The following is a 19,236-nucleotide window of genomic DNA, read 5'->3' on the forward strand; positions in this document are numbered from 1 at the left end:
CCCGGCCTCAGCGGGCCCGGCGGATCGTCTCGGCGATCGCGGCCAGCAGCGCGGCGACCTGGCCGGGCCCCGGCACGACCAGGTCGGCGCGGGAGGCCAGTTCGGGGACCTCGTCGCCGCTGCACACCAGCAGTCCGGGCACGCCCTCGCCGCGCAGCCGGTCGACGGCGTCGTAGGCGGCGAGGTCGCCCAGGTCGTCCCCGGCGTAGAGCACGGCGCGGGCGTCGGTTTCCCGGACGTAGTCGATCAGCGCGACGCCCTTGTCGACGCCGGGCGGGCGGATCTCCAGGACGAGGCGGCCCGGCTCCAGGTGCAGGCCGTGGCGTTCGGTGAGGGCGGCGAGGGGGCCTCGGAGGGCGGCGAACGCGCCCTCGGGGTCCTCGGCGCGGCGGGTGTGGACGGCGAACGCCTGGCCCTTGTCCTCGGTCCAGATGCCGGGCGGGTCCCCGGCGTCCGCGAGCACGGCGGGGAGTTCGGCGCGGGCGGCGGCGAGCCCGGGGGGCGTCTCGGGGGTGTGGAGTTCGCCGGTGGCTGCGTCCCAGCGCTGGGCGCCGTAGTGGCCGAGGACCGTGAGGTGGCCGAGGCCCGGCTCGTCGGCGAACCCGCCGAGCAGCACGGCCTTCTCGGCGGGCCGCCCGGTGATCACCGCCACCGAGCGCACCAGCGGCGCCAGTGCGGCGAGGGCGGGGACCGCGTCGGGGTGGGCGCCGGCCCGGTCGGGGTCGGCGACGATCGGGGCGAGGGTGCCGTCGAAGTCCAGTCCGACCACGGCCTCCGCGGGCCGGGCCAGCAGGGTCTCCAGCCCTTCCCGCCCGGCGGCGGTGTCGGGCAGGGGCAGGGGCGAGGGGCGCGCGGGGCTGGCCATGCGGCCGACCCTACCGAGCGGGGCCGCGGCTGCCCATGGGGCACGCCCGGCCGGGTCAGCGGGCGGCGCGGCGGGCGGCCCGGCGTTCGCGGAGGCGGTTGACGGTGACCGGGTCGTGGCGCAGGGCGGCCGGGTCGTCCAGGAGCGCGCCGAGCAGCTGGTAGTAGCGGGTGGGCGAGAGGCCGAGCTGCTCGCGGATGGCCCGCTCCTTGGTGCCGGGGCGCTGCCAGCCGCGCGCCTCCAGGGCGAGGACGGCGCGGTCCTGCTCGCTGAGGCCGTCGCCGAGGTCTCCGGCGCCGTCGGCGGAGTCCGGTTCCTGGGGCGTCGCCGCCTCCGGGGAGGCGGGCTCGTGGTCGGTCATACCTTCAGCCTATGTGCGGCGGGGCGCAGGCGACCACTGCGGGCGTCGGCCCTGGTGAGGGGTGTGTACGCAGCCGTTTCCCCGCCGCGTCCTCGGTGGGGAGGGCCGTGGCGGGGAAACGGGCGGAGCGGTCAGATCCGGCCTCCGGTCAGACGGGTGATCGGCCCGTGGTGGGCGGCCGCGGAGCGGCGGCCCAGGGCGTAGGCCCCGCCGACGACGGAGACGGCTCCGGCGGCGACACCGGCCGCGATCACCTTGCGGTACTTGAGGACCGTCCAGTCCGCCGTGGCCTTGGTGGACACCTTGCCGGCGACCGCCGCGACGCTCTGCTGGCTCTTCTCCCAGCCGGCCGACGCGAACCGCTTCGTGGCCTCGCCCGCGGCACCGGCCCGGCCCACGGTGTTCTCCCCGGCCTTGGCGGCGGTGTCCTCGGCCTTGCCCGCTGCGGCCTGCGAGCCGGACTTGGTCCGGCTGCCGGCCCGCTTGACGGCCTGAGTGCCCTTGCCTGCGGCGGAACGGCCCTTGGTGGTCGTCCCGTTCGTGTTCTTGGTCTCATCGCTGTCAGCAGTCATGGCTGCCGCGTAACCCGCTCTTCGGGATCGAAACAATGAACGACCCGAGAACATCTCCGGGAGGGGCGGACACCGTCCGTTCACGCGCGAACACGGGGGCGTACGCCGTCGCGCGGGCGGCGGAGACCTGCGCCACCTCCCTGCATGAGGCGTCCGGGGGCGGACATACGGACAAGATGACCCCGAACCAGCCAGAGCCGATACCCGGCCAGCGGGCCGTCACCCCGAGTCAGCCGCCCGGGTCACGGGGAACCGTGACCGCCCGGGGCTCCTCGGGGCCGATGGCGCAGAGCAGGATCATGGAACCGCGCAGGGACGGCGAGGGGAGCCTCGCCCATGTCGTGGAGACCCTGCTCGACAAGGGGCTCGTCCTCAACGCCGACATCATGGTCTCGGTGGCGGGGGTCGAGCTGCTGGGCATCCGGCTGCGCGCCGCCCTGGCGTCCTTCGAGACGGCGTCGCGCTACGGGCTGGAGTTCCCCGCCGGCACCGACACGGAGACCGCCGCCTGGCGCGAGACCCGGGTCGAGAAGGAGACCTGCCCCGAGTGCGGCAAACGCTCCCCGACGCGGCAACTGCTGGAGGAGTGGTGCCCGTGGTGCGGCTGGCGGAGTGCGCAGTCCCTGGAGCAGGGCCGGACCACCCTCCCGTCGGCCGACGAGGACGCCCAGGACGCCGACGCGTCCAGAGACGGCGGGGCCCGGACCGCAGAGAGCCGGGACAAAGACGAGGGCCAGGCCACGGGCGGCAGGAAGCCGTCCGGGCGCGCGCGTTCCGAGGCCGAGGCGGAGGGGACGGGGGACCGTGGCTGAGCAGCCCCCCATGAAGCCCACCCGCGACCCCCGGGTGACCCTCGACGACCTCGTCGAGGTGCTGCTCAACAAGGGGGCCGTCCTCCATCTCGACCTCATCATCTCCGTCGCCGACATCCCCCTCATCGGAGTGAACCTCCGGGCGGCGATCGCCGGGATGGAGACCATGCTCGAACACGGCATGATGCGGCAGTGGGACGAGCACACCCGCGCCTGGGTGGAGGGCTCGTCGGCCCGGCGGGTCCTCGACCTGCGCGACGGCGAACGGCACGTCGCGCAGATGCACGGCGGCCACCTCTTGGAGGAGGGCGTGTACACCGCCTGGCGTCCCGGCACCGTCTTCCTCACCGACCAGCGCCTCGTGGTGCTGCGCCGCGACCCGCACGAGATCATGTGGCAGGCCGACCTGTCCGCCGTGCGCGCCGTACGTCCGGAGACGGAGCGCAGCGCGGGCGGCGCCCCTCGCACCCGGGTCCGCCTGGAACTGGACGACGACTCCACCGCGCTGCTCTCCGCGGCCGACCCGGGGGCCCTGTGCGACCTGCTCGACCGGAGCCTGCCCGGGGTCCTCAGGGAGGAGCTGCGGCCCGGCGCGTCCCAGCAGGTGCTGGCCGAAGGCCACCTCTGGTATCAGGAGCCGCGGCGGGACGGGCCGCTGTGGCGCGGCGGCACCGGGAGACTCACCCCCGGCGGACTCGTCTGGAAGTCTCCGCTCGACGCCCGCCCCGCCCTCGCCGTGCCCGCCGACGACATCCTCGGCGTCCACCAGGTGGCGGGCCGCAGTCCCGGCGGCGAGGGCACGGTGCTGGAGGTGCGCACGCAGAGCCTGGGGGTGCTCGCCCTCGCGGCCACCGACCCCGCGCACTGGCTGGCGTCGTTCCGCGAGACCACCGAGAAGACCGCTCCCGCCGCGCCCGCGGACGCGGCCGCACGTTGACGCCAGAAGGAGGAGACCATGGCCATCACCGTTGACGAGAAGAGCCTGAAGCACGGGGTGCTGTCCCTCGTGGTGACCCTGGTCGAGGTGATCCAGGAAGCGCTGGAACGCCAGGCCGAGCGCCGGATGCAGGGCGGCTCGCTCACCACCGAGGAACTCGAACGCCTCGGTGACGCCCTCCTGGAACTCGACGAGGCGATGGAGGAGATCAAGGAGGAGCACGGCATCACGTCGTCCGTCGCCGACCTCCACCGGGGGCTCGACGAGGTCGTGGACGACGTCGTCGACAAGCTCGTCAACCCCGCCCGCTGGGCCGAGGAGGCCGGCCGATGACCTACGAGTCGCAGGAGACCCTCGCCGGGGCGGCGGCCGACGGCGCGGACGCGCCCGGCCGGAACGCGCTCTACGTCTACGCCCTGCTGCCGGAGGGCGCCACGCTGCCGCCCGGCGCGACGGGCCTGGACGGCCGCCCGCTCCACCTGGTCACCGCGCCGGGCAGCGGGGTGGCCGCCCTCGTGCACTCCACCGCTCCCGCGCCCTACCAGGGTCCGGACGAGCAGGTGCGCGAGTGGGTCCGGGAACAGGACGCGGCACTGGTGGCCGTCTGGGAGTACGTCGGCACCGCGCTGCCCATGACCTTCAACGTCCTCGTCGCCCCCGACCAGGAGGCGGACGCGGAGCAGAGGGTGCGGGAGTGGCTCGCCGCCCGCGCCGACGTCCTCCGTGACCTGCTGGGCTCGCTCGCCGGGCGGGCCGAGGTACGGGTGGAGATCAGCCTGGACCGGGAGGCCGTCACCGAGGACGACGAGGAGGCCAAGGCGCTCGTCGAGGAGATGGACGGCCGGTCGCCGGGGCTGCGGCGGATGCTCGCCAAGCGGCTGGAACGCCTTCGCAAGGAGGCTGGGGACCGCCTCGCCGACACCCTGCACGCGGGCGTCCGGCGCCGGCTCGCCGCCGTCGCCGACGATGTCAGCGTCCGCTCCGCCCGCGCCCAGGAGGCGGGAGAGGTCAGCGTCTTCGCGGGCGCTCTGCTGGTGCGCCGGGAGGAGATCGACACCGTCGGTGCCCTCCTCGCCGACCTCCAGGAGGAGCATCCCGCCGCCCGCATCCGCTTCCTCGGCCCGTGGCCCCCGTACTCCTTCACCGAGCTGCCGGCCGCGCCCGGCGAGGAGCCGGTGGCGGAGGAGGGGTGACGGGTGCGGGCTCCTCGGAGCCCGCAACGGAACGACCACGCGATCGGGCCGGCCGGGAGTCTGTACTCTCCGGCCGGCCCGATCGGTGTGCGCGGTGTCAGCCGCGCGCCGGGGAACGGCGCCGGGGCTCCTCCTCCGGCTCCTCCTCGTCCCACTCGGCGTCCTCGTCCACCGGGTCGGCCTCCTCGTCGTCGGCCTCGTCGGCGGGCTCGTCCTCGGCGTCCTCGCCGTCCTCGGGCTCGACGTCCTCATCGGCCTCCTCGGCCTCGGCGTCGTCCTCGTCGAACTCGTCCTCGGGCTCGTCGTAGAACTCCTCGTCCGGCTCGTCCTCGTCGCGCTCGTCGGCCTCGTCCTCGACGTCACTGTCCTCGGGCTCACCGTCCTCGAAGTCGCCGTCCTCGAACTCGCCGTCCCCGGACTCGGTCTCCTCCTCGGAGGTGGCGTCGCCGTGCTCCTCGGACTCCTCCTCACGGCGGACGGCCTCGTCGTGGTCGACCACGACCTCGCCGTCGCGGATCTCCCCGCGCCAGCTGTCCGTCGCCTCACCGCGCATCATGATGAACTTGCGGTACAGCTTGAGGTCGAGGCGGGCCCGGCGGCCCTGGGCGCGCCAGATGTTGCCCGTCTTCTCGAAGAGGCCCTTCGGGAAGTACTCCAGGACCAGCAGCACCCGCGTCAGGTTGTCGGTGATCCGGTGGAACGTGACGACGCCCTTGACCGTGCCCTTGGCGCCCTCGGTGGTCCAGGTGATCCGCTCGTCCGGCACCTGCTCGGTGACGTTCGCCTTCCAGCTGCGCGTGGACTTGGCGACCTTCACCTTCCAGTTGCTGCTGGTGTCGTCGGACTTCTCGACGCTGACGACACCCTTGGCGAAGGTGCTGAACTCCTGGAACTGCGTCCACTGGTCGTACGCCTCGCGCACGGGCACGCCGACGTCGATGTCCTCGGAGATCGTGACGCTCTTCGACTTGCCGCCGCCGCCCTTGCGCCCCTTGCCGAACACGCCCTTGACCTTGTCCTTGATCGTGTCCATCACGTGGGAGCCGCCGGCGCTCAGCGCCGCCTGGGCGGGCGACTTGCCCTCGCCGAGCGCCTTGCCGCCCTTGGCGAGGGACTTCACCGCGCCGGTGGGGGCCGGCCCGTCGGCGAGCTTGCCGGCGCTCTCCCCCAGCTTGTGGCCGAGGTTGGTCACGGCGTGCCGTGCCCGGGCGCTCAGGTAGTTCTGCAGCTCGTCGCGGAGCCGCTCGGTCGCCGGATTCTTGGCGACGTCGTCCTTGAACTTGGTGAAGGCGGAATCAGTCACGGCTGCCCCCACGCGTCGAGCGGGACTTGGCCGCGGTCTTCTTCGCCGGAGCCTTGGCGCGCGCCTGCGAGGTGGTCCGCCGGGCGGTCGAGGCCGCCTTCTTCTTCGGGGCGGAGTCCGAGGAGCCACCGCTGCCCGAACCACCGCGCGCGGACGAGGACTTGCTGGAGCGCGCCGGCTTCTTCTCGGACTTCTCCCCGGATTCCTCGTCGCGGTCCTCCGGCTCGTGCGCCTCGTCCTCGGCCGCGTCGGTGTCGGCGGCGTCGTCGGCGTCGCGCTGCTCCTCCTCCCGGGCGGCCTCCGGGTCGTCGAGGCGCAGGGTGCGCTGGTGCAGAGAGTCGGCGAAGCTGGTCGCCCGCTGGGTGAGCGCGTTGGTGGCCGCGGTGCGGGTGGCCCCGACGAGGTCCTTGCGGACCTGGTCGCTCAGGCCGCCGAGCACCGGCGAACTGGCCAGCATGCTGCCGAGCTTCTTCGGGTCGAGGTCGAGCTTCTTGCCCGCCAGGAACATGCCGAAGCCTATTGCCAGTTTCGCTTTCTTCGTACGGCCCAGCAGGTATCCACCCACCAGGGCCGCGCCTATCTTGACGTTCTTCGTCATTGCTGAGACCTCGCTCTCCGGGATTCAGGAATTCTGCCGGCTCTGCTGGTACGCCTCGCACTCTTCGAGCCAGTCCAGCAACTCGTCCTCACGACGGTCGAATTCCTCCTCGTCGATCTCACCGTTCAGCAGCTGCTGTTCCAGCGCGGCGAGTTGCTGCCGTACCTGTCCCGGGTCGTAGTGTTCTCGCTCGGCAGCGAGCACCACTTGATCGAGTACCCAAGCGGCGCCCCTGACCGGGGCGAGGGGAAGTGTGAGGACATTCATGAGGAGACCCATGGCGAATGCCTCCGATCGGTCGCACGGATCGCGGGGGAACCGCGGGTCACACGAAGCTGTAGGGCGGCAACGGGCCGTTCAGCGTGAACGTGTAGTCGTCGCCGTACTTCTCCGCCGCCTCGTGCACCGCCTGGGAAAAGGCGGCCGCGTCGTCGCGGGCGACCAGATAGGACACGTTGAGGAGATGCGCCTTCGTGGGACCGGCGTCGGAGCTGCGCTCCGCGGCCGGTGCCAGCTCTGCGGCGATGCGCTCGCCGGCGGCATCACTCCTGGCCTCGATCTCCCGGGAGACCAGTTCGCCGAGGGCGACCTTCTCCCCGTGTGCGTCCGGGTTGCTCCGGGTGTGGTCCCTGAGCCGCCGTGCCTCGTCCGACTCGGTGAGGATCTCCCGCAGGAGGCTGTCCTCGTCCCGCGCGACCTTCAGGTTGTACTCCAGGCGGCCGTCGAGTTCTTCCAGCCGCTGGGCGTAGGTGTCCTGCTCCTGTTCGAGCGCGGCGCGCACCTGGTCGTCGTCGGGGCCGACCAGGCCGAACCGCATCGGCAGCGCGGCCCCCTCGGTCATCAGCCGCTCCAGGACGCTCTGGTGGGCCACGAGGTCACGGCGCTTGGCCCGCAGCTCCGCCGGGGCGTCGCTGACGACGGCCGCGTGCCGCTCGGACCTGACTACCCGCAGTTCGGACGGGTTCTCGCCGACCCCGACGAGCCCGTCGAGGCGCAGCGGGTGGTCGGCCGCCGTGATGGCGTAGATGTAGGTGGCCATGGTCACTCCTCTCGTCGCTGGCTGGTGCGGCGGCTGGAGGAGGACTTGCGGGCCGGCCGCTTCTCCTCCTCCTTCTCCTTGTCCTTGTCCTCGGAGTCGTCACGACCGCCCTGGAAGGACTCGGTGAACGCCTCCACCGCGCCGGTCAGCGCTCCTTTCGACTTCCCTTTGGCACCGCTCTCCACGGTGTCCCCGACGATGTCGGTGAGCTGGGTCGGCGCCTTGCGTCCGGACTCCAGGTCCAGGCGGTTGCAGGCTTCGGCGAAGCGCAGGTAGGTGTCGACACTGGCGACGACCACCCGGACGTCGATCTTCAGGATCTCGATGCCCACGAGCGAGACCCGCACGAAGGCGTCGATGACAAGGCCCTTGTCGAGGATCAGCTCGAGGACGTCGTAGAGATTTCCGGAACCGCCCGTGCTGTTGGGGGCGCTGCTCTGCTGTACGAGACTCATGGCCGGGCTCCCTCCTACTGTTGGGTGCGCGCGAGCCGTTCCCCGCGGTCTCTGCCGCGAGGAACGCTCAACGGTCTACTTGACCGCGCGTGTAGCGGCGTGTGCGTTCATATCCGAGGAGTTCTCCCTGCTTTCCGAGGGAGACGTGGTAGGACGCCATGACACTGGTCGTGTCCGGGACCTTTTCGATCTCGACCACTTCCACGTCCGCCGTCCATCCGTCATCCGTGGCCTTCAGCGAAGAGACGGAACTCGGTTCGCAGCCGAGGAGTTCGGAAAGCTGACCGGCCGCCTTGCGCATCGCCTCGGATATCCCGACCCGCGCGGGGGCACCGCCGCTTTCCTTTCCGCCGTTCTCCTCATCCTTCGCCATAAGGCTTCCTGCCCTGTCTCATCGATTCCTCCGGTCCGCCCGTTCACGTATTCGACCGGGTCTTTCCTCCGCGTTCCCGGGCCGCCCCGACGTATGCGTTCACGAACGGAGACACCGGAGGGACGACCGCGTGCGCGGTCGTCCCTCCGGTGTCCGGGCCCTTCACGGGCGAGGTTGTCAGCCGTTCCCGGCCTGCGGGTTCTCGTAGGCGGCGGCGTGGCGCTGGAGGCGGCTGAGGACGGCCTTGGGCGAGCCGCCGGGGGCGACGGCGTCGGCGAGGCCCGACTTGATGCGGGTGCTCAGCTCGGGCCAGGAGGTCTTCTCGGACGGGTAGAGGCGGGCCTCGGGGAGTTCGGCGAGGAAGCGGCGCAGGGTGGTGTTGCCGGGGGCGGCGGTGAGGGTGTCGGAGGCGGTGTGGGTGACGGGGAGCAGGTCGTGGGCGCGGGTGAAGGCGAGGACGTTCTTCTCGCTGTACACGTGGTCGAGGAAGGCACCGGCCTCCTCGGGGTGGCCCGCCTGCCGGAACCCGATCATCCAGTCGGTGACGCCGAGGGTGGCCCCGGCGTCCTCGGTCCGTCCGGGGACGGGGGCGACGCCGTAGCGCACGCCGGAGCGTTCTGCGGCGCGCATCAGCGAGGGGTGGCCGTTGACCATGCCGACCCGCCCCTTGGCGAAGGCGGCGTAGGCGTCGGCCCGGTCCAGCTCGCCCGGCGGGGTGGGGCCGGTCAGCCCCTCCCCCACCAGCTCCTTCTTCAGCCAGCCGACCGTCTCCACGTTCTCCGGCGAGTCGAGCGTGTACGAGCCGAGGTCGTCGGTGTAGCCGGAGCCGCCCGACAGCAGCCAGTTGAGCGTCTCGGCCTGCGCCTCCTCGGGCCCGAGCGGCAGCGCGTACGGGTAGGGCACGTCCCGCTTCTTCAGCGCCTCGGCGGCGCCGCGCACCCCGTCCCAGGTCTTCGGCGGGGTCAGGCCGGCCTCCTCGAAGAGGTCGCGGTTGTAGAAGAGCAGCCGGGTCGAGGCGGCGAACGGCATCCCGTACTGCACCCGCTGCATCTCCCCGGCGCGGGCGAGCGGCGGCAGGAAGTCGGCCTGGGTGCCGATGGAGAGCAGGTCGTCGGCGCGGTAGAGCCGGCCGTCGGCGGCGTACGAGGCGTAGGTGCCGCTGATCGCGAGGTCGGGGGCGTCGCCGGCGGCGACCTGGCGGGCGAGGACCTTGTCGACGGTGCGCCAGGGGTGCACCTCCACGTCGACGGTGGTCCCCGGGTGCCCCTTCTCGAAACTGGCGACGACCCGCTTCCAGTACCCCTTGCTGCTGGTCTTGGCCGAGTCGCCGTACTCGGGGGCGACCAGGCGCAGGGCGACCTCCTCGTCGGCGCTCTCCTCGGCGCTGTCCGAGCCGCAGCCGGCGAGGGCGGCCGCCAGCGCGAGGACGACCGCGAGCGCGGTGGCCGACCGCGCCGCCCCCCGGCCGCGCCGGTCGCCTCGTCCCTCGCCCCGTCCCTCGTGGTGTCGCCGCACGCCGTGCTCCTCGCCCTGATCCGCCGGGTCCGGGCCGCTCCCGGACGTCCCGGGAAGGTGTACACCGCCGAAGGGCCTGGCCAGGACCACCTCCGGTGGCCGTTGCCCCGGCTTGTCCGGGACTGCTATGCACTTCCGTGCCGAGGTCACATCGACCCTGCACACCGCGTCCACCGCACGTCACGAGGACCGCACGCGGCCTCCGGCGGGTCCGCACAGCAGGACGGGAACCGCGGGAGGGCCGACGTACCGTCAGACCTCGGAGGACACCACCGGCTCCCGCAGCCGGCCGGAACGTACGAGAGCGAGAGCACAGCCCCGCCGGGGGCGGCCGCACCGGAGCCGCCCGGGCGGAGAACCGTGAGGGGTAGCCGCGCATGTCCCGTACCGCAGCAGAGATCACCACCCAGCCCGCCTGCTGGCGCCGCGCCGCCGAGGAGGCGGCCCGCTTCACCGCCGCGCCCCGGCCCGGGGAACGCGTCGCCGTCGTCGGCTGCGGCACCTCGTGGTTCATGGCCCAGTCCTACGCCGCCCTGCGCGAGGGAGCGGGCCAGGGCGCCACCGACGCCTTCGCCGCCTCGGAGTTCCCGCGCGCCCGCGCCGTCGGCGCCTACGACCGGGTCGTCGCCCTGACCCGCTCGGGCACCACCACGGAGGTCCTGGAACTCCTCGCCCTGGTCCGCGCCGCCGGCACCGCCACCGTCGCCCTGACCGCCGACCCGGCGACGCCCGTGATGACCGCCGCCGACGAGGTGGCCGTGCTGGACTGGGCCGACGAGGAGTCCGTGGTCCAGACCCGCTTCGCCACCACCGCCCTCGCCTTCCTCCGCGCCACCCTCGGCGACCTCCCCGGCCTCGCCTCCGTCCCCCGCGCCGCCGACGACGCCGAACACGCCGTCACCGAACCCCTCCCCCGCCCCCTGCTCACCGCCGGACAGTGGACCTTCCTCGGCCGGGGCTGGGCCTACGGCCTCGCCCAGGAGGCCGCCCTGAAGATGCGCGAGGCCGCGGGCGCCTGGACCGAGTCCTACCCGGCCATGGAGTACCGCCACGGCCCCATCGCCATCACCGCCCCCGGCCGCGTCACCTGGCTCTTCGGCGAGGCCCCCGCCGGCCTCGCCGACGACGTCCACCGGGTCGGCGGCCACTTCGAACACCACCCCACCACCGACCCCCTCGCCGACCTCATCCGCGCCCAACGCCTCGCGGTCGCCCTCGCGGAAGCCCAGGGCCACAACCCGGACCGGCCACGGAACCTGACGCGCAGTGTGGTGCTGGCAACGGACGACAGCCGGCACTGACCCACACCGCCGACCGCCGCCACCCTCCCGTCACGCACACCGCGCCCCCGGCGGTGTGGCAGTGGTCCCTTGCCGTACCCCTGCCACACCGCCGGAAGCCCGGAAGGAACCCGAGGAACAACACATGCCCTACTCGTTCCTCCTCCGGCTGCTCCCCACCGAGACACCCCCGCACCTCTACCGCGCCACCGTCCACAACGCCGACGGCACCCAGGAGGCATTCCTCCTCCTGACCCCGTCCCCACCCTCCGTCCACCTGACGGACGCCCGGGGAAACCCCTCGGGCGGCCTACGGATGTCCCTGGCGGACGGCACCGTGGAAAGGACCGACGCCGAGCCGCAGGAGGCGCACCCCGCCCTCACCACGGAGGACTTCATGACCGTGGCGGCCCATCTCCTCACGCAGCATCGGAGACAGGGGAGGCCACCCGGGGAGGTGTGCAGGGTCTTCGCGTGACCTCGCCGTCGGCGGGGGCGAAGCGCACGGTCATACAGCGATGAGCCGAACGTGGTCCTCGCAGAGTTTCCCCATGTCGTCGAGGTCCGACGTCAGGAGGGCAACCGGTCGCTGCTGCCGCGTCGCCAATTCCGCGACGGCCGCGTCGATCGCGTACTTGTGCCCGTGCAGCCCCGTCCGCAGAAGAAGGGCAGAAGCCGCCTTGGCCTCCTCTTCTCCGACAGGCGCCACCCGCAGCCCCGACAGCACCCAGGCCAGGCGCCTTCTGTCCGTCCGGGCATGCACCGCCTCGATGAGGGCGAGCGCACAGATCACCACGTCCATACCGCGCCGCCGCGCCTCCGCGACCATGGCCACGGTCCTGGCATCGTCGACCAGCAGCTTGGACAGCCCCTCGCTGTCGAGCAGCAGCGTGCCCTCGTGCGTCAGCTTGCGGCGGGCCACTGCTTGCCCTCGTCCTCCCGGAGGGCCGCGTCCTGCGAGAACACGTCGTCGAAAACCTGCCGTGCCTCAGCCTGCAGCCGAGCGGGGAGCGGTCCGTGACGCCGCTCGTAGTCGGTCAGGTACTCGTCCAGGATCTGCCCCCGCAACTCCCGCTCGACCGCGGCCGCCACGAAGGCCGAGAACTCCCTCTTCCCCACCCGGGCCCGAATGGCCTCAGCGGTGCCCTCGGGAAGCGACAGGCTCACCCGAGTCGCAGGCCCTTCACCGATGCCGTACTCACCTTCCACCATGCGACCGATCGTATCAAAGAAGTAGGAAACAGCCCCGGAGACCCAGCACCGGCCGCACCCTCCAAGCCCAGCCGGCGCTTGAGGCCATCCTGAACCGGCACCCGGAGCCGGACCGGTCCCAAAACAGCCCGGCCGGCGCCTGAGGCCACCCCACCCCCGGCCCCGCCGGACCAGGGGCCGAGCCCGGCCAGGGGCACCCCGGGCTCGTAAGCGCGCCGCAGGCGATTTCCCCACTGGACTAGACCTCTCTCGCCCCACCGGTCAGACTGTCCGGGTGAGACATGTGATCGCGCTCGATGTGGGCGGCACGGGAATGAAGGCGGCTCTGGTCGGCCCGGACGGCGAGCTGCTGCACGAGGCGCGCCGTGACACGGGCCGCGACCGGGGCCCGGACGCCGTCGTGGCCTCGATCCTCGACTTCGCCGACGCCCTGCGCGCCCACGGCCTGGCCGAGTTCGGCGAACAGGCCGCGGCGGCGGGCGTCGCCGTGCCCGGCATCGTGGACACCGAGAAGGGCGTCGCGGTCTACGCGGCCAACCTCGGCTGGTCCGACGTCCCGTTGCGGGACATGCTCACCGCCCGTCTCGGCGGCACCCCGGTCGCCCTGGGCCACGACGTCCGTACCGGCGGCCTCGCCGAGGGCCGGATCGGGGCGGGCCGGGGCGCCGACCGGTTCCTGTTCATGCCGCTGGGTACGGGCATCGCCGGTGCCATCGGCATCAACGGCGTCATCGAGCCGGGCGCGCACGGCTCCGCCGGGGAGATCGGCCACGTCGTGATCCGGCCCGGCGGCATCCCGTGCGGCTGCGGCCAGCGCGGCTGCCTGGAGCGGCTGGCCTCGGCCTCGGCCGTCTCCCTGGCCTGGGCGGAGGCGAGCGGCGACCCGGAGGCGGACGCCGCCGACTGCGCGCGGGCGGTGGCGGCGGGCGACCCGAGGGCCGTCGCCGTCTGGCAGGAGGCGGTGGACGCGCTCGCCGACGGCCTGGTCATGGCCGTCACTCTCCTGGACCCCCGCACCCTGATCATCGGTGGCGGCCTCGCCGAGGCGGGGGAAACGTTGTTCACACCGCTGCGGGCGGCTGTGGAGGAACGCGTCACCTTCCAGAAGCTCCCCACGATCGTCCCGGCGGCCCTCGGGGACACCGCCGGATGCCTGGGCGCGGGGCTCCTCGCCTGGGATCTACTCGCCACGGAGGTATCCGCCTGATGGCCGCTCCCGCACGCAAGGTACTGACCGGCGCCCGGGTGGTGCTGCCCTCCGGCACGGTGGACGACGGCGAGGTCGTGATCGACGGCGCGCACATCGGCGGGAGCGCTCCCTCGGCAGGTCAGGAGGGCGAGGCCGAACGCTGGGACCTCTCCGGCCACTGGATCGTGCCCGGCTTCGTGGACCTCCACAACCACGGCGGCGGCGGCGCCTCCTTCACCTCCGGCACCGTGGACGACGTCCTGACCGGCATCGCCACGCACCGGGCGCACGGCACGACGACCCTGGTCGCCTCCACGGTCACCGGCGAGATGGATTTCCTCACCGCCCGCGCCGGACTCCTCTCGGAGTTGACCGAACAGGGCGACCTGGCCGGTATCCACTTCGAGGGCCCGTTCATCTCCCCGTGCCGCAAGGGCGCCCACAGCGAGGCCCTGCTGCGCGACCCGCACCCCGCCGACGTGGCGGCCCTGCTCGACGCCTCCCGGGGCGCCGCCCGCATGGTCACCCTCGCCACCGAACTCCCCGGCGGCCTGGACTCGGTACGCCTCCTCGCCGACCGGGGGGTCATCGCGGCGGTCGGCCACACCGACGCCACCTACGAGCAGACGGTCGAGGCCATCGACGCGGGCGCGACCGTCGCCACCCACCTCTTCAACGCGATGCCGCCGCTGGGCCACCGCGCCCCCGGCCCGATCGCGGCCCTGCTGGAGGACGAGCGGGTCACCGTCGAGCTGATCAACGACGGCACCCACCTGCACCCGGCCGCCCTGGAACTGGCCTTCCACCGCGCGGGCGCGGACCGGGTCGCCTTCATCACCGACGCGATGGACGCAGCCGGTTTCGGGGACGGGCGCTACCTGCTGGGCCCGCTGGAGGTCGACGTGGTCGACGGGGTGGCCCGCCTCGTCGAGGGGGGCTCGATCGCCGGGTCGACCCTCACCCTGGACCGGGCCTTCCGGCGCGCCGCGCTGGTCGACAAGCTCCCGGTCGACCAGATCGTACGGGCGCTCTCCGCCAACCCCGCCCGCCTGCTCGGGCTCGACCACCGCATCGGCTCGCTGGAGCCCGGCAAGGACGCCGACCTCGTCGTTCTCGACGAGGGGTTCGAGGTCAAGGGGGTTCTGCGCCACGGGGACTGGGTTGTTGCTCCGCAGGTGGCGGCTGCTGCCTGATCCGGTGGGGTGGGGCTGCGCGGGCGGCGGCTGAGGGGCTGCGCGGCCTGAGCCTGCGCGCCCGAGCTTCTTCACCCACGGCGCCTGGACGGGCTTGTTGCACATGCCGTAGCGGCATGTGGTGGGGTCGGGGCACCAGCACGAAAGGCTCCGTCTGCGATGTACCCCTCCCTCACGCCTCCCCGGCAGGTCAAGATCGGTGATGCCGCAGCGTTCGCCGGGACCACCCCGCGCGCCATCCGTCACTACCACGCGATCGGTCTGCTGCCGGAGCCCGAGCGCGGCGGAGACGGCCGCCGACGCTACGGCTACGACGACATGATCCGCCTGCTGTGGATCCGCAGGATGGCTGATGCCGGTATCAGCCTGGACGACATGCGGGCCGCCTTCGGCGAAGCCCGGGATGAAACCCGGGACGAGAGCGGAGACGGGGCCTCGGACCAAGCCCCGGGTATCGAGTCGGTCCTGGGCAGGCTGGAGGCGTCCTTGGCGGCGCAGGAGGCCGCCGTCAGACGCCGGCGCGCGGCCGTCCAGCGCCTGCGGGCGGTGGGCAGTCCGCTGGGGCTGCTCTCCGAACTGGTCACGGACCGGCTCAGCCCCCTGCCCCCGGGCGCGTTGCGCCCTTCCGACCTCGACGCGCTGCTGGTCACGGAACGGATCTGCGGGCCGCTGGGCGCCGCGATCCAGGCCAGCGCGTTCATCGTGCTGGCCACCCATCCCGATCTGCGGGCGGAGGACGACCGTCTTGAGGCGGCCGAGGCCGCCCTCGACGACGGCGTCGCACCCGACGACCCGCGTGTCGAAGCGCTGGCCGTCCAGCGGTGCGCGCACCAGATGGCCCTGGATCAGGCCATCGAGGCAGCGGGGCTCGAAGCGGCCGAGGCGAAGATCCTCGAAACCTACGACGCCGGCCTGACCGGGGAGGAGGGCAGAGAGATGAGCGCCGCCACAGCGGTCACCAAGATGCCTTACGACTTCTCACCCGCCCGGATGCGCTGCCTGGAACTCGCCGGACGGCTCTTCGGCGAGGCCCTTGCCGACGCCCACCCCGCAGACGGTTCTTGACCGGGACCTGTCACCAATTTCCGACGCGGCCATTTACTACTCCACCCCCTCGCGCTACAAGTGAATGGGAGCGCTCCCACTAGCCCTCGTCATTCCCCCACCCCTCCACGCCAGTCCCTCTTGCAGATCGATCGCCGGGCCCGAACGGTCGGCTCCCGCAGCACGGGGCGACGCCCGCGACAGGTCCCGGCCGGTCGGCCGGTGCTCGAAAGGGAACCTTTCACGAAGGAGACCGACTCATGGCCATCCACTCGATCCGCACCCGGCACACACTGGCCCTGGCCGCGGCAGCGGGCGTTGCCGCGGCGGTGCTCTCCGTGCCGTCCCCCGCGTCGGCGCACGGCGTCAGCATCATGCCCGGCTCGCGGACCAACCTGTGCTACAAGGACCTGCTCCAGAACGGCTCGACCCAGATGCCGTCCAACCCCGCCTGCGCCGACGCGGTACGGCAGACCGGTACCACCCCGCTGTACAACTGGTTCGCCGTTCTGGACTCCAACGCCGGTGGCAGGGGCGCGGGTTACGTCCCGGACGGCAAGCTGTGCAGTGCGGGCGACCGCAGCCCGTACGACTTCTCCGCGTACAACGCGGTCCGCACCGACTGGCCGAAGACGCACCTGACCTCCGGGGCGACCATCCAGCTCAAGTACAGCAACTGGGCCGCCCATCCCGGCAAGTTCGAGGTCTACCTCACCAAGAGCGGGTGGAACCCGAACCAGGCCCTCGCCTGGGGCGACCTGGACCACCTGCAGACGGTGACCGACCCGCCGCAGAACGGCGGTGTGGGCACCAACGAAGGCCACTACTACTGGAACCTCCAGTTACCGCAACGGAGCGGTCAGCACATGCTCTTCATCCAGTGGATCCGCTCCGACAGCCAGGAGAACTTCTTCTCCTGCTCCGACGTCGTCTTCGACGGCGGCAGCGGTGAGGTCACCGGTCTGGCGGGCGGCGAACAGTCGGCCGCCGAGGTCGAGGCGCTCGGGGCGGACGTCGAGAACACCAAGGCCGACCCGATCCACGCCGCCGGACACACCGAACACGCCGCGGCCGGAGAGGAACTGGCAGCCTCCGGCAACGAGGCGGCCGGCGCCGTGCCCGCGGTGGTGGCGGGCCTGGGGGCGGTCGTCTTCGCCGGTGGCGCGATGGTCTTCAACCGGAGCCGCCGGACCAGGCAGCACGGCTGACGACCGAGGACCCCGGCGCCGCAGCGCCGGGGTCCTTTCCCCGTGCCCCCACCCCCCTTCCGCAGCCCTGCCGCATCGCCTAGGTTTGGCATGATCAGGCCACGAAACCGCAGGCAGACCCGCCAGCACCCCCGGGCGGGCCAGGGCAGCACAGGGCTGGAACCGTGATCCTCACCGTCACTCTGAACACCGCAGTAGACCTGACGTACCACGTCCCCACCCTGCGCCGACACACCACGCACCGCGTCACGGAGACCCAGGACCGCCCGGGCGGCAAAGGCGTCAACGTCGCCCGCGTACTGGCCCGTCTGGGCCACCCCACCACGGTCACGGGCTTCGCCGGCGGCCCCACCGGAGTCTGGCTCCGCGAGGCCCTGTCCGGAGAGCCCCACCTCAAGGACGCCCTGGTCCCCATCGGCGGCACCACCCGCCGCACCGTCGCCGTGGTCGACGCCGCCGGCGGCGACACCACCCAGTTCAACGAACCCGGCCCCACCGTCACCGCCGCCGAGTGGGAGGCCCTGAAGAAGGCGTACGCCTCCCTCCTGCCCGGCGCCGAGGCGGTCGCCCTCTGCGGCAGCCTCCCGCCCGGCGTGCCCGTCGGCGCCTACGCCCACCTGATCCGCGAGGCCCGCTCCGCCGGCGTCCCCGTCCTCCTCGACACCAGCGGCGAACCCCTGCGCCGGGGCATCGCCGCCCGCCCCGACCTGGTCAAGCCGAACGCCGCCGAACTCGCCGACCTCACCGGCACCCGCGACCCCCGCCACGCCGCCCGCGCCGCCCGCCGCCGGGGCGCCCGCGCCGTGGTCGCCTCGCTCGGCGCCGAGGGCCTGCTCGCCGAGACCCCGGTGGGCGCCTGGCGCGCCGCCCCGCCCGGCCCGGTCCGGGGCAACCCGACGGGCGCGGGCGACTCCGTCGTGGCCGGGCTGCTCGCCGGTCTCGCCGAGGGCGCCGACTGGCCGGACCGCCTCGTCCGGGCCGCCGCCCTCTCCGCCGCGACCGTGCACGCCTCGGCCGCCGGGGAGTACGACGAGGCCGCCTACCGCGACCTGGCCGCCCGCATCACCGCCACCGCGCTGCCCGGGGCCGCGTGACCCCGTAGCGCCGAGCCCGACCGGACGCGGCCACCCGGCCGACGTCAGCCGACATCCGCAGGGGGAGAGCCGTGCCACTCGTACCGACCGGGGAACTCGTCACCGAAGCGGCGGCCGCAGGCCGGGCCGTCGCCGCGTTCAACGTCATCACCCTCGAACACGCCGAGGCCGTCGCCGCCGCCGCCGAGGAGGCGGGGCTGCCCGCCGTCCTCCAGATCTCCCAGAACGCCGTCGCCTACCACGGCCACCGGCTCGGCCCGATCGCCGCCGCCACCGGCGCCGTCGCCCGCTGCTCCACCGCGCCGCTCGCCCTCCACCTCGACCACGCCGACTCCTGGGAGCTGGTCGAGGCCGCCCCCGCCGAGGGGTTCGGCTCGGTCATGTACGACGCCTCCCGGCTGAACGCCGAGGAGAACCTGCGCCGCACCGCCGAGGCCGTACGGTTCGGCCACGCCCACGGCCTCTGGGTCGAGGCGGAGCTGGGCCGGATCGGCGGCAAGCCCGGCGAGCCGCCGCTCGACGCCCACGCCCCCGGGGTCCGTACCGACCCCGCCGAGGCGGCCGCGTACGTGAAGGAGACCGGGGTCGACGCCCTGGCGGTGGCCGTCGGCTCCTCGCACGCCATGACGGAGCGCACCGCCGCCCTCGACCACACCCTGATCGCCGCCCTGCGCTCGGCCGTGCCCGTCCCCCTGGTGCTGCACGGCTCCAGCGGCGTGCCGGACGAGGAGCTGGCCCACGCGGTCCGCTCCGGCATGACGAAGATCAACATCGGCACCGCCCTCAACCAGGCGTTCACCTCCGCCCTCACCACCCACCTCACCGACCACCCGGACCCGCGCCCGTACCTCTCCCTGGCCCGCGCGGCGGTACGCGGCCGGGCGCACCACTTCCTGACCGTGCTGTCCGGGGTCTGAGCCGGCCCCGCCACCGGGAGCGCGTACGCGAACGGCCGGGCCCGCCCCTCGTACAGGGGGCGGGCCCGGCCGCGTA

At 73.1% G+C, this 19,236-nt stretch carries 24 protein-coding genes; 12 read left to right on the forward strand and 12 right to left on the reverse strand.

The features are described from left to right. Window positions 1–7: 7 nt before the first annotated feature. From otsB to IF45_RS0116825, 3 genes are all read right to left on the reverse strand, one after another. Window positions 8–865, reverse strand: coding sequence for a trehalose-phosphatase (otsB, locus tag IF45_RS0116815; protein ID WP_030308172.1), 858 nt, complete (start codon window positions 863–865; stop codon window positions 8–10). 55 nt (window positions 866–920) lie between these two features. Next, window positions 921–1,226: a DUF3263 domain-containing protein gene (locus IF45_RS0116820; protein WP_010643430.1), complete on the reverse strand. Its 306-nt coding sequence runs from the start codon at window positions 1,224–1,226 to the stop codon at window positions 921–923. Window positions 1,227–1,357: 131 nt separating this feature from the next. Beyond that, the gene (locus tag IF45_RS0116825) at window positions 1,358–1,798 is read right to left on the reverse strand and encodes a hypothetical protein (protein WP_030308176.1); all 441 of its coding nucleotides are present in this window, start codon (window positions 1,796–1,798) and stop codon (window positions 1,358–1,360) included. A 299-nt stretch (window positions 1,799–2,097) separates the two neighbouring features. Here IF45_RS0116825 and IF45_RS34280 point away from each other — a divergent pair, with 299 nt between their 5' ends. The 4 genes from IF45_RS34280 to IF45_RS0116845 are packed head-to-tail and all read left to right on the forward strand — an operon-like array spanning window position 2,098 to window position 4,740. After that, window positions 2,098–2,610, forward strand: a complete 513-nt coding sequence (locus tag IF45_RS34280) for a gas vesicle protein (protein WP_078842887.1) — start codon at window positions 2,098–2,100, stop codon at window positions 2,608–2,610. After that, window positions 2,603–3,547, forward strand: a complete 945-nt coding sequence (locus IF45_RS32405; RefSeq protein WP_242536792.1) for a gas vesicle protein — start codon at window positions 2,603–2,605, stop codon at window positions 3,545–3,547. The genes IF45_RS34280 and IF45_RS32405 overlap by 8 nt, the downstream gene beginning before the upstream one ends. An 18-nt stretch (window positions 3,548–3,565) precedes the next feature. Next, on the forward strand, window positions 3,566–3,880 hold the full coding sequence (locus tag IF45_RS0116840) for a gas vesicle protein K (protein ID WP_023417859.1): 315 nt from the start codon (window positions 3,566–3,568) through the stop codon (window positions 3,878–3,880). Beyond that, complete coding sequence (locus IF45_RS0116845) at window positions 3,877–4,740, forward strand: GvpL/GvpF family gas vesicle protein (protein WP_078842885.1); 864 nt, start codon at window positions 3,877–3,879, stop codon at window positions 4,738–4,740. The genes IF45_RS0116840 and IF45_RS0116845 overlap by 4 nt, the downstream gene beginning before the upstream one ends. A 97-nt stretch (window positions 4,741–4,837) precedes the next feature. Here the strand turns inward: IF45_RS0116845 and IF45_RS0116850 are convergent, their stop codons facing one another. The 7 genes from IF45_RS0116850 to IF45_RS0116880 all read right to left on the reverse strand — a co-directional run bounded on the left by IF45_RS0116850 (window position 4,838) and on the right by IF45_RS0116880 (window position 10,023). Then, on the reverse strand, window positions 4,838–6,043 hold the full coding sequence (locus IF45_RS0116850; RefSeq protein WP_030308182.1) for an SRPBCC family protein: 1,206 nt from the start codon (window positions 6,041–6,043) through the stop codon (window positions 4,838–4,840). Continuing rightward, window positions 6,036–6,641: a hypothetical protein gene (locus IF45_RS0116855; protein ID WP_030308184.1), complete on the reverse strand. Its 606-nt coding sequence runs from the start codon at window positions 6,639–6,641 to the stop codon at window positions 6,036–6,038. The genes IF45_RS0116850 and IF45_RS0116855 overlap by 8 nt, the downstream gene beginning before the upstream one ends. A 24-nt stretch (window positions 6,642–6,665) precedes the next feature. Further along, window positions 6,666–6,920, reverse strand: a complete 255-nt coding sequence (locus tag IF45_RS0116860; protein ID WP_023417863.1) for a gas vesicle protein GvpG — start codon at window positions 6,918–6,920, stop codon at window positions 6,666–6,668. A 46-nt stretch (window positions 6,921–6,966) separates the two neighbouring features. Next, window positions 6,967–7,680, reverse strand: coding sequence for a GvpL/GvpF family gas vesicle protein (locus tag IF45_RS0116865; protein ID WP_030308186.1), 714 nt, complete (start codon window positions 7,678–7,680; stop codon window positions 6,967–6,969). A 2-nt stretch (window positions 7,681–7,682) separates the two neighbouring features. Then, entirely contained in the window at window positions 7,683–8,135 is a 453-nt protein-coding gene (locus IF45_RS0116870) for a gas vesicle structural protein GvpA (RefSeq protein WP_030308189.1), read from the reverse strand. Between the two features lie 67 nt (window positions 8,136–8,202). Then, window positions 8,203–8,508 (reverse strand): gas vesicle protein GvpO, encoded by a 306-nt coding sequence (locus IF45_RS0116875; RefSeq protein WP_023417866.1) that lies wholly within the window; start codon window positions 8,506–8,508, stop codon window positions 8,203–8,205. A gap of 177 nt (window positions 8,509–8,685) precedes the next feature. Next, complete coding sequence (locus tag IF45_RS0116880) at window positions 8,686–10,023, reverse strand: extracellular solute-binding protein (RefSeq protein WP_030308190.1); 1,338 nt, start codon at window positions 10,021–10,023, stop codon at window positions 8,686–8,688. A gap of 377 nt (window positions 10,024–10,400) precedes the next feature. Between IF45_RS0116880 and IF45_RS0116885 the strand changes: the two genes are divergently transcribed. Continuing rightward, complete coding sequence (locus IF45_RS0116885) at window positions 10,401–11,324, forward strand: SIS domain-containing protein (RefSeq protein WP_003949948.1); 924 nt, start codon at window positions 10,401–10,403, stop codon at window positions 11,322–11,324. Between the two features lie 124 nt (window positions 11,325–11,448). Continuing rightward, on the forward strand, window positions 11,449–11,781 hold the full coding sequence (locus IF45_RS0116890; RefSeq protein ID WP_030308191.1) for a hypothetical protein: 333 nt from the start codon (window positions 11,449–11,451) through the stop codon (window positions 11,779–11,781). A 30-nt stretch (window positions 11,782–11,811) separates the two neighbouring features. On the opposite strand, the gene IF45_RS0116895 is transcribed toward IF45_RS0116890, so the two are convergent. Both IF45_RS0116895 and IF45_RS0116900 read right to left on the reverse strand, forming a co-directional pair. After that, the gene (locus tag IF45_RS0116895; RefSeq protein ID WP_030308193.1) at window positions 11,812–12,225 is read right to left on the reverse strand and encodes a hypothetical protein; all 414 of its coding nucleotides are present in this window, start codon (window positions 12,223–12,225) and stop codon (window positions 11,812–11,814) included. Then, on the reverse strand, window positions 12,207–12,515 hold the full coding sequence (locus IF45_RS0116900) for a hypothetical protein (protein WP_008412564.1): 309 nt from the start codon (window positions 12,513–12,515) through the stop codon (window positions 12,207–12,209). Before IF45_RS0116900 ends, IF45_RS0116895 begins: the two co-directional genes overlap by 19 nt. A gap of 274 nt (window positions 12,516–12,789) precedes the next feature. Between IF45_RS0116900 and IF45_RS0116905 the strand changes: the two genes are divergently transcribed. The 6 genes from IF45_RS0116905 to IF45_RS0116930 all read left to right on the forward strand — a co-directional run bounded on the left by IF45_RS0116905 (window position 12,790) and on the right by IF45_RS0116930 (window position 19,160). After that, window positions 12,790–13,722, forward strand: a complete 933-nt coding sequence (locus IF45_RS0116905; RefSeq protein ID WP_003949944.1) for an ROK family protein — start codon at window positions 12,790–12,792, stop codon at window positions 13,720–13,722. Continuing rightward, on the forward strand, window positions 13,722–14,897 hold the full coding sequence (nagA, locus tag IF45_RS0116910; protein WP_003949943.1) for an N-acetylglucosamine-6-phosphate deacetylase: 1,176 nt from the start codon (window positions 13,722–13,724) through the stop codon (window positions 14,895–14,897). Before IF45_RS0116905 ends, nagA begins: the two co-directional genes overlap by 1 nt. Before the next feature lie 159 nt (window positions 14,898–15,056). Continuing rightward, on the forward strand, window positions 15,057–15,962 hold the full coding sequence (locus IF45_RS0116915; RefSeq protein WP_030308195.1) for a helix-turn-helix domain-containing protein: 906 nt from the start codon (window positions 15,057–15,059) through the stop codon (window positions 15,960–15,962). 239 nt (window positions 15,963–16,201) lie between these two features. Further along, window positions 16,202–17,149, forward strand: a complete 948-nt coding sequence (locus tag IF45_RS0116920; RefSeq protein ID WP_030308196.1) for a lytic polysaccharide monooxygenase auxiliary activity family 9 protein — start codon at window positions 16,202–16,204, stop codon at window positions 17,147–17,149. A 164-nt stretch (window positions 17,150–17,313) separates the two neighbouring features. After that, window positions 17,314–18,243 (forward strand): 1-phosphofructokinase family hexose kinase, encoded by a 930-nt coding sequence (locus IF45_RS0116925; protein ID WP_030308197.1) that lies wholly within the window; start codon window positions 17,314–17,316, stop codon window positions 18,241–18,243. Window positions 18,244–18,314: 71 nt separating this feature from the next. After that, complete coding sequence (locus tag IF45_RS0116930) at window positions 18,315–19,160, forward strand: class II fructose-bisphosphate aldolase (protein ID WP_003949939.1); 846 nt, start codon at window positions 18,315–18,317, stop codon at window positions 19,158–19,160. The last annotated feature ends 76 nt before the right edge of the window (window positions 19,161–19,236 follow it).

This window comes from Streptomyces albidoflavus (assembly GCF_000719955.1).
Lineage (GTDB): Bacteria > Actinomycetota > Actinomycetes > Streptomycetales > Streptomycetaceae > Streptomyces > Streptomyces albidoflavus.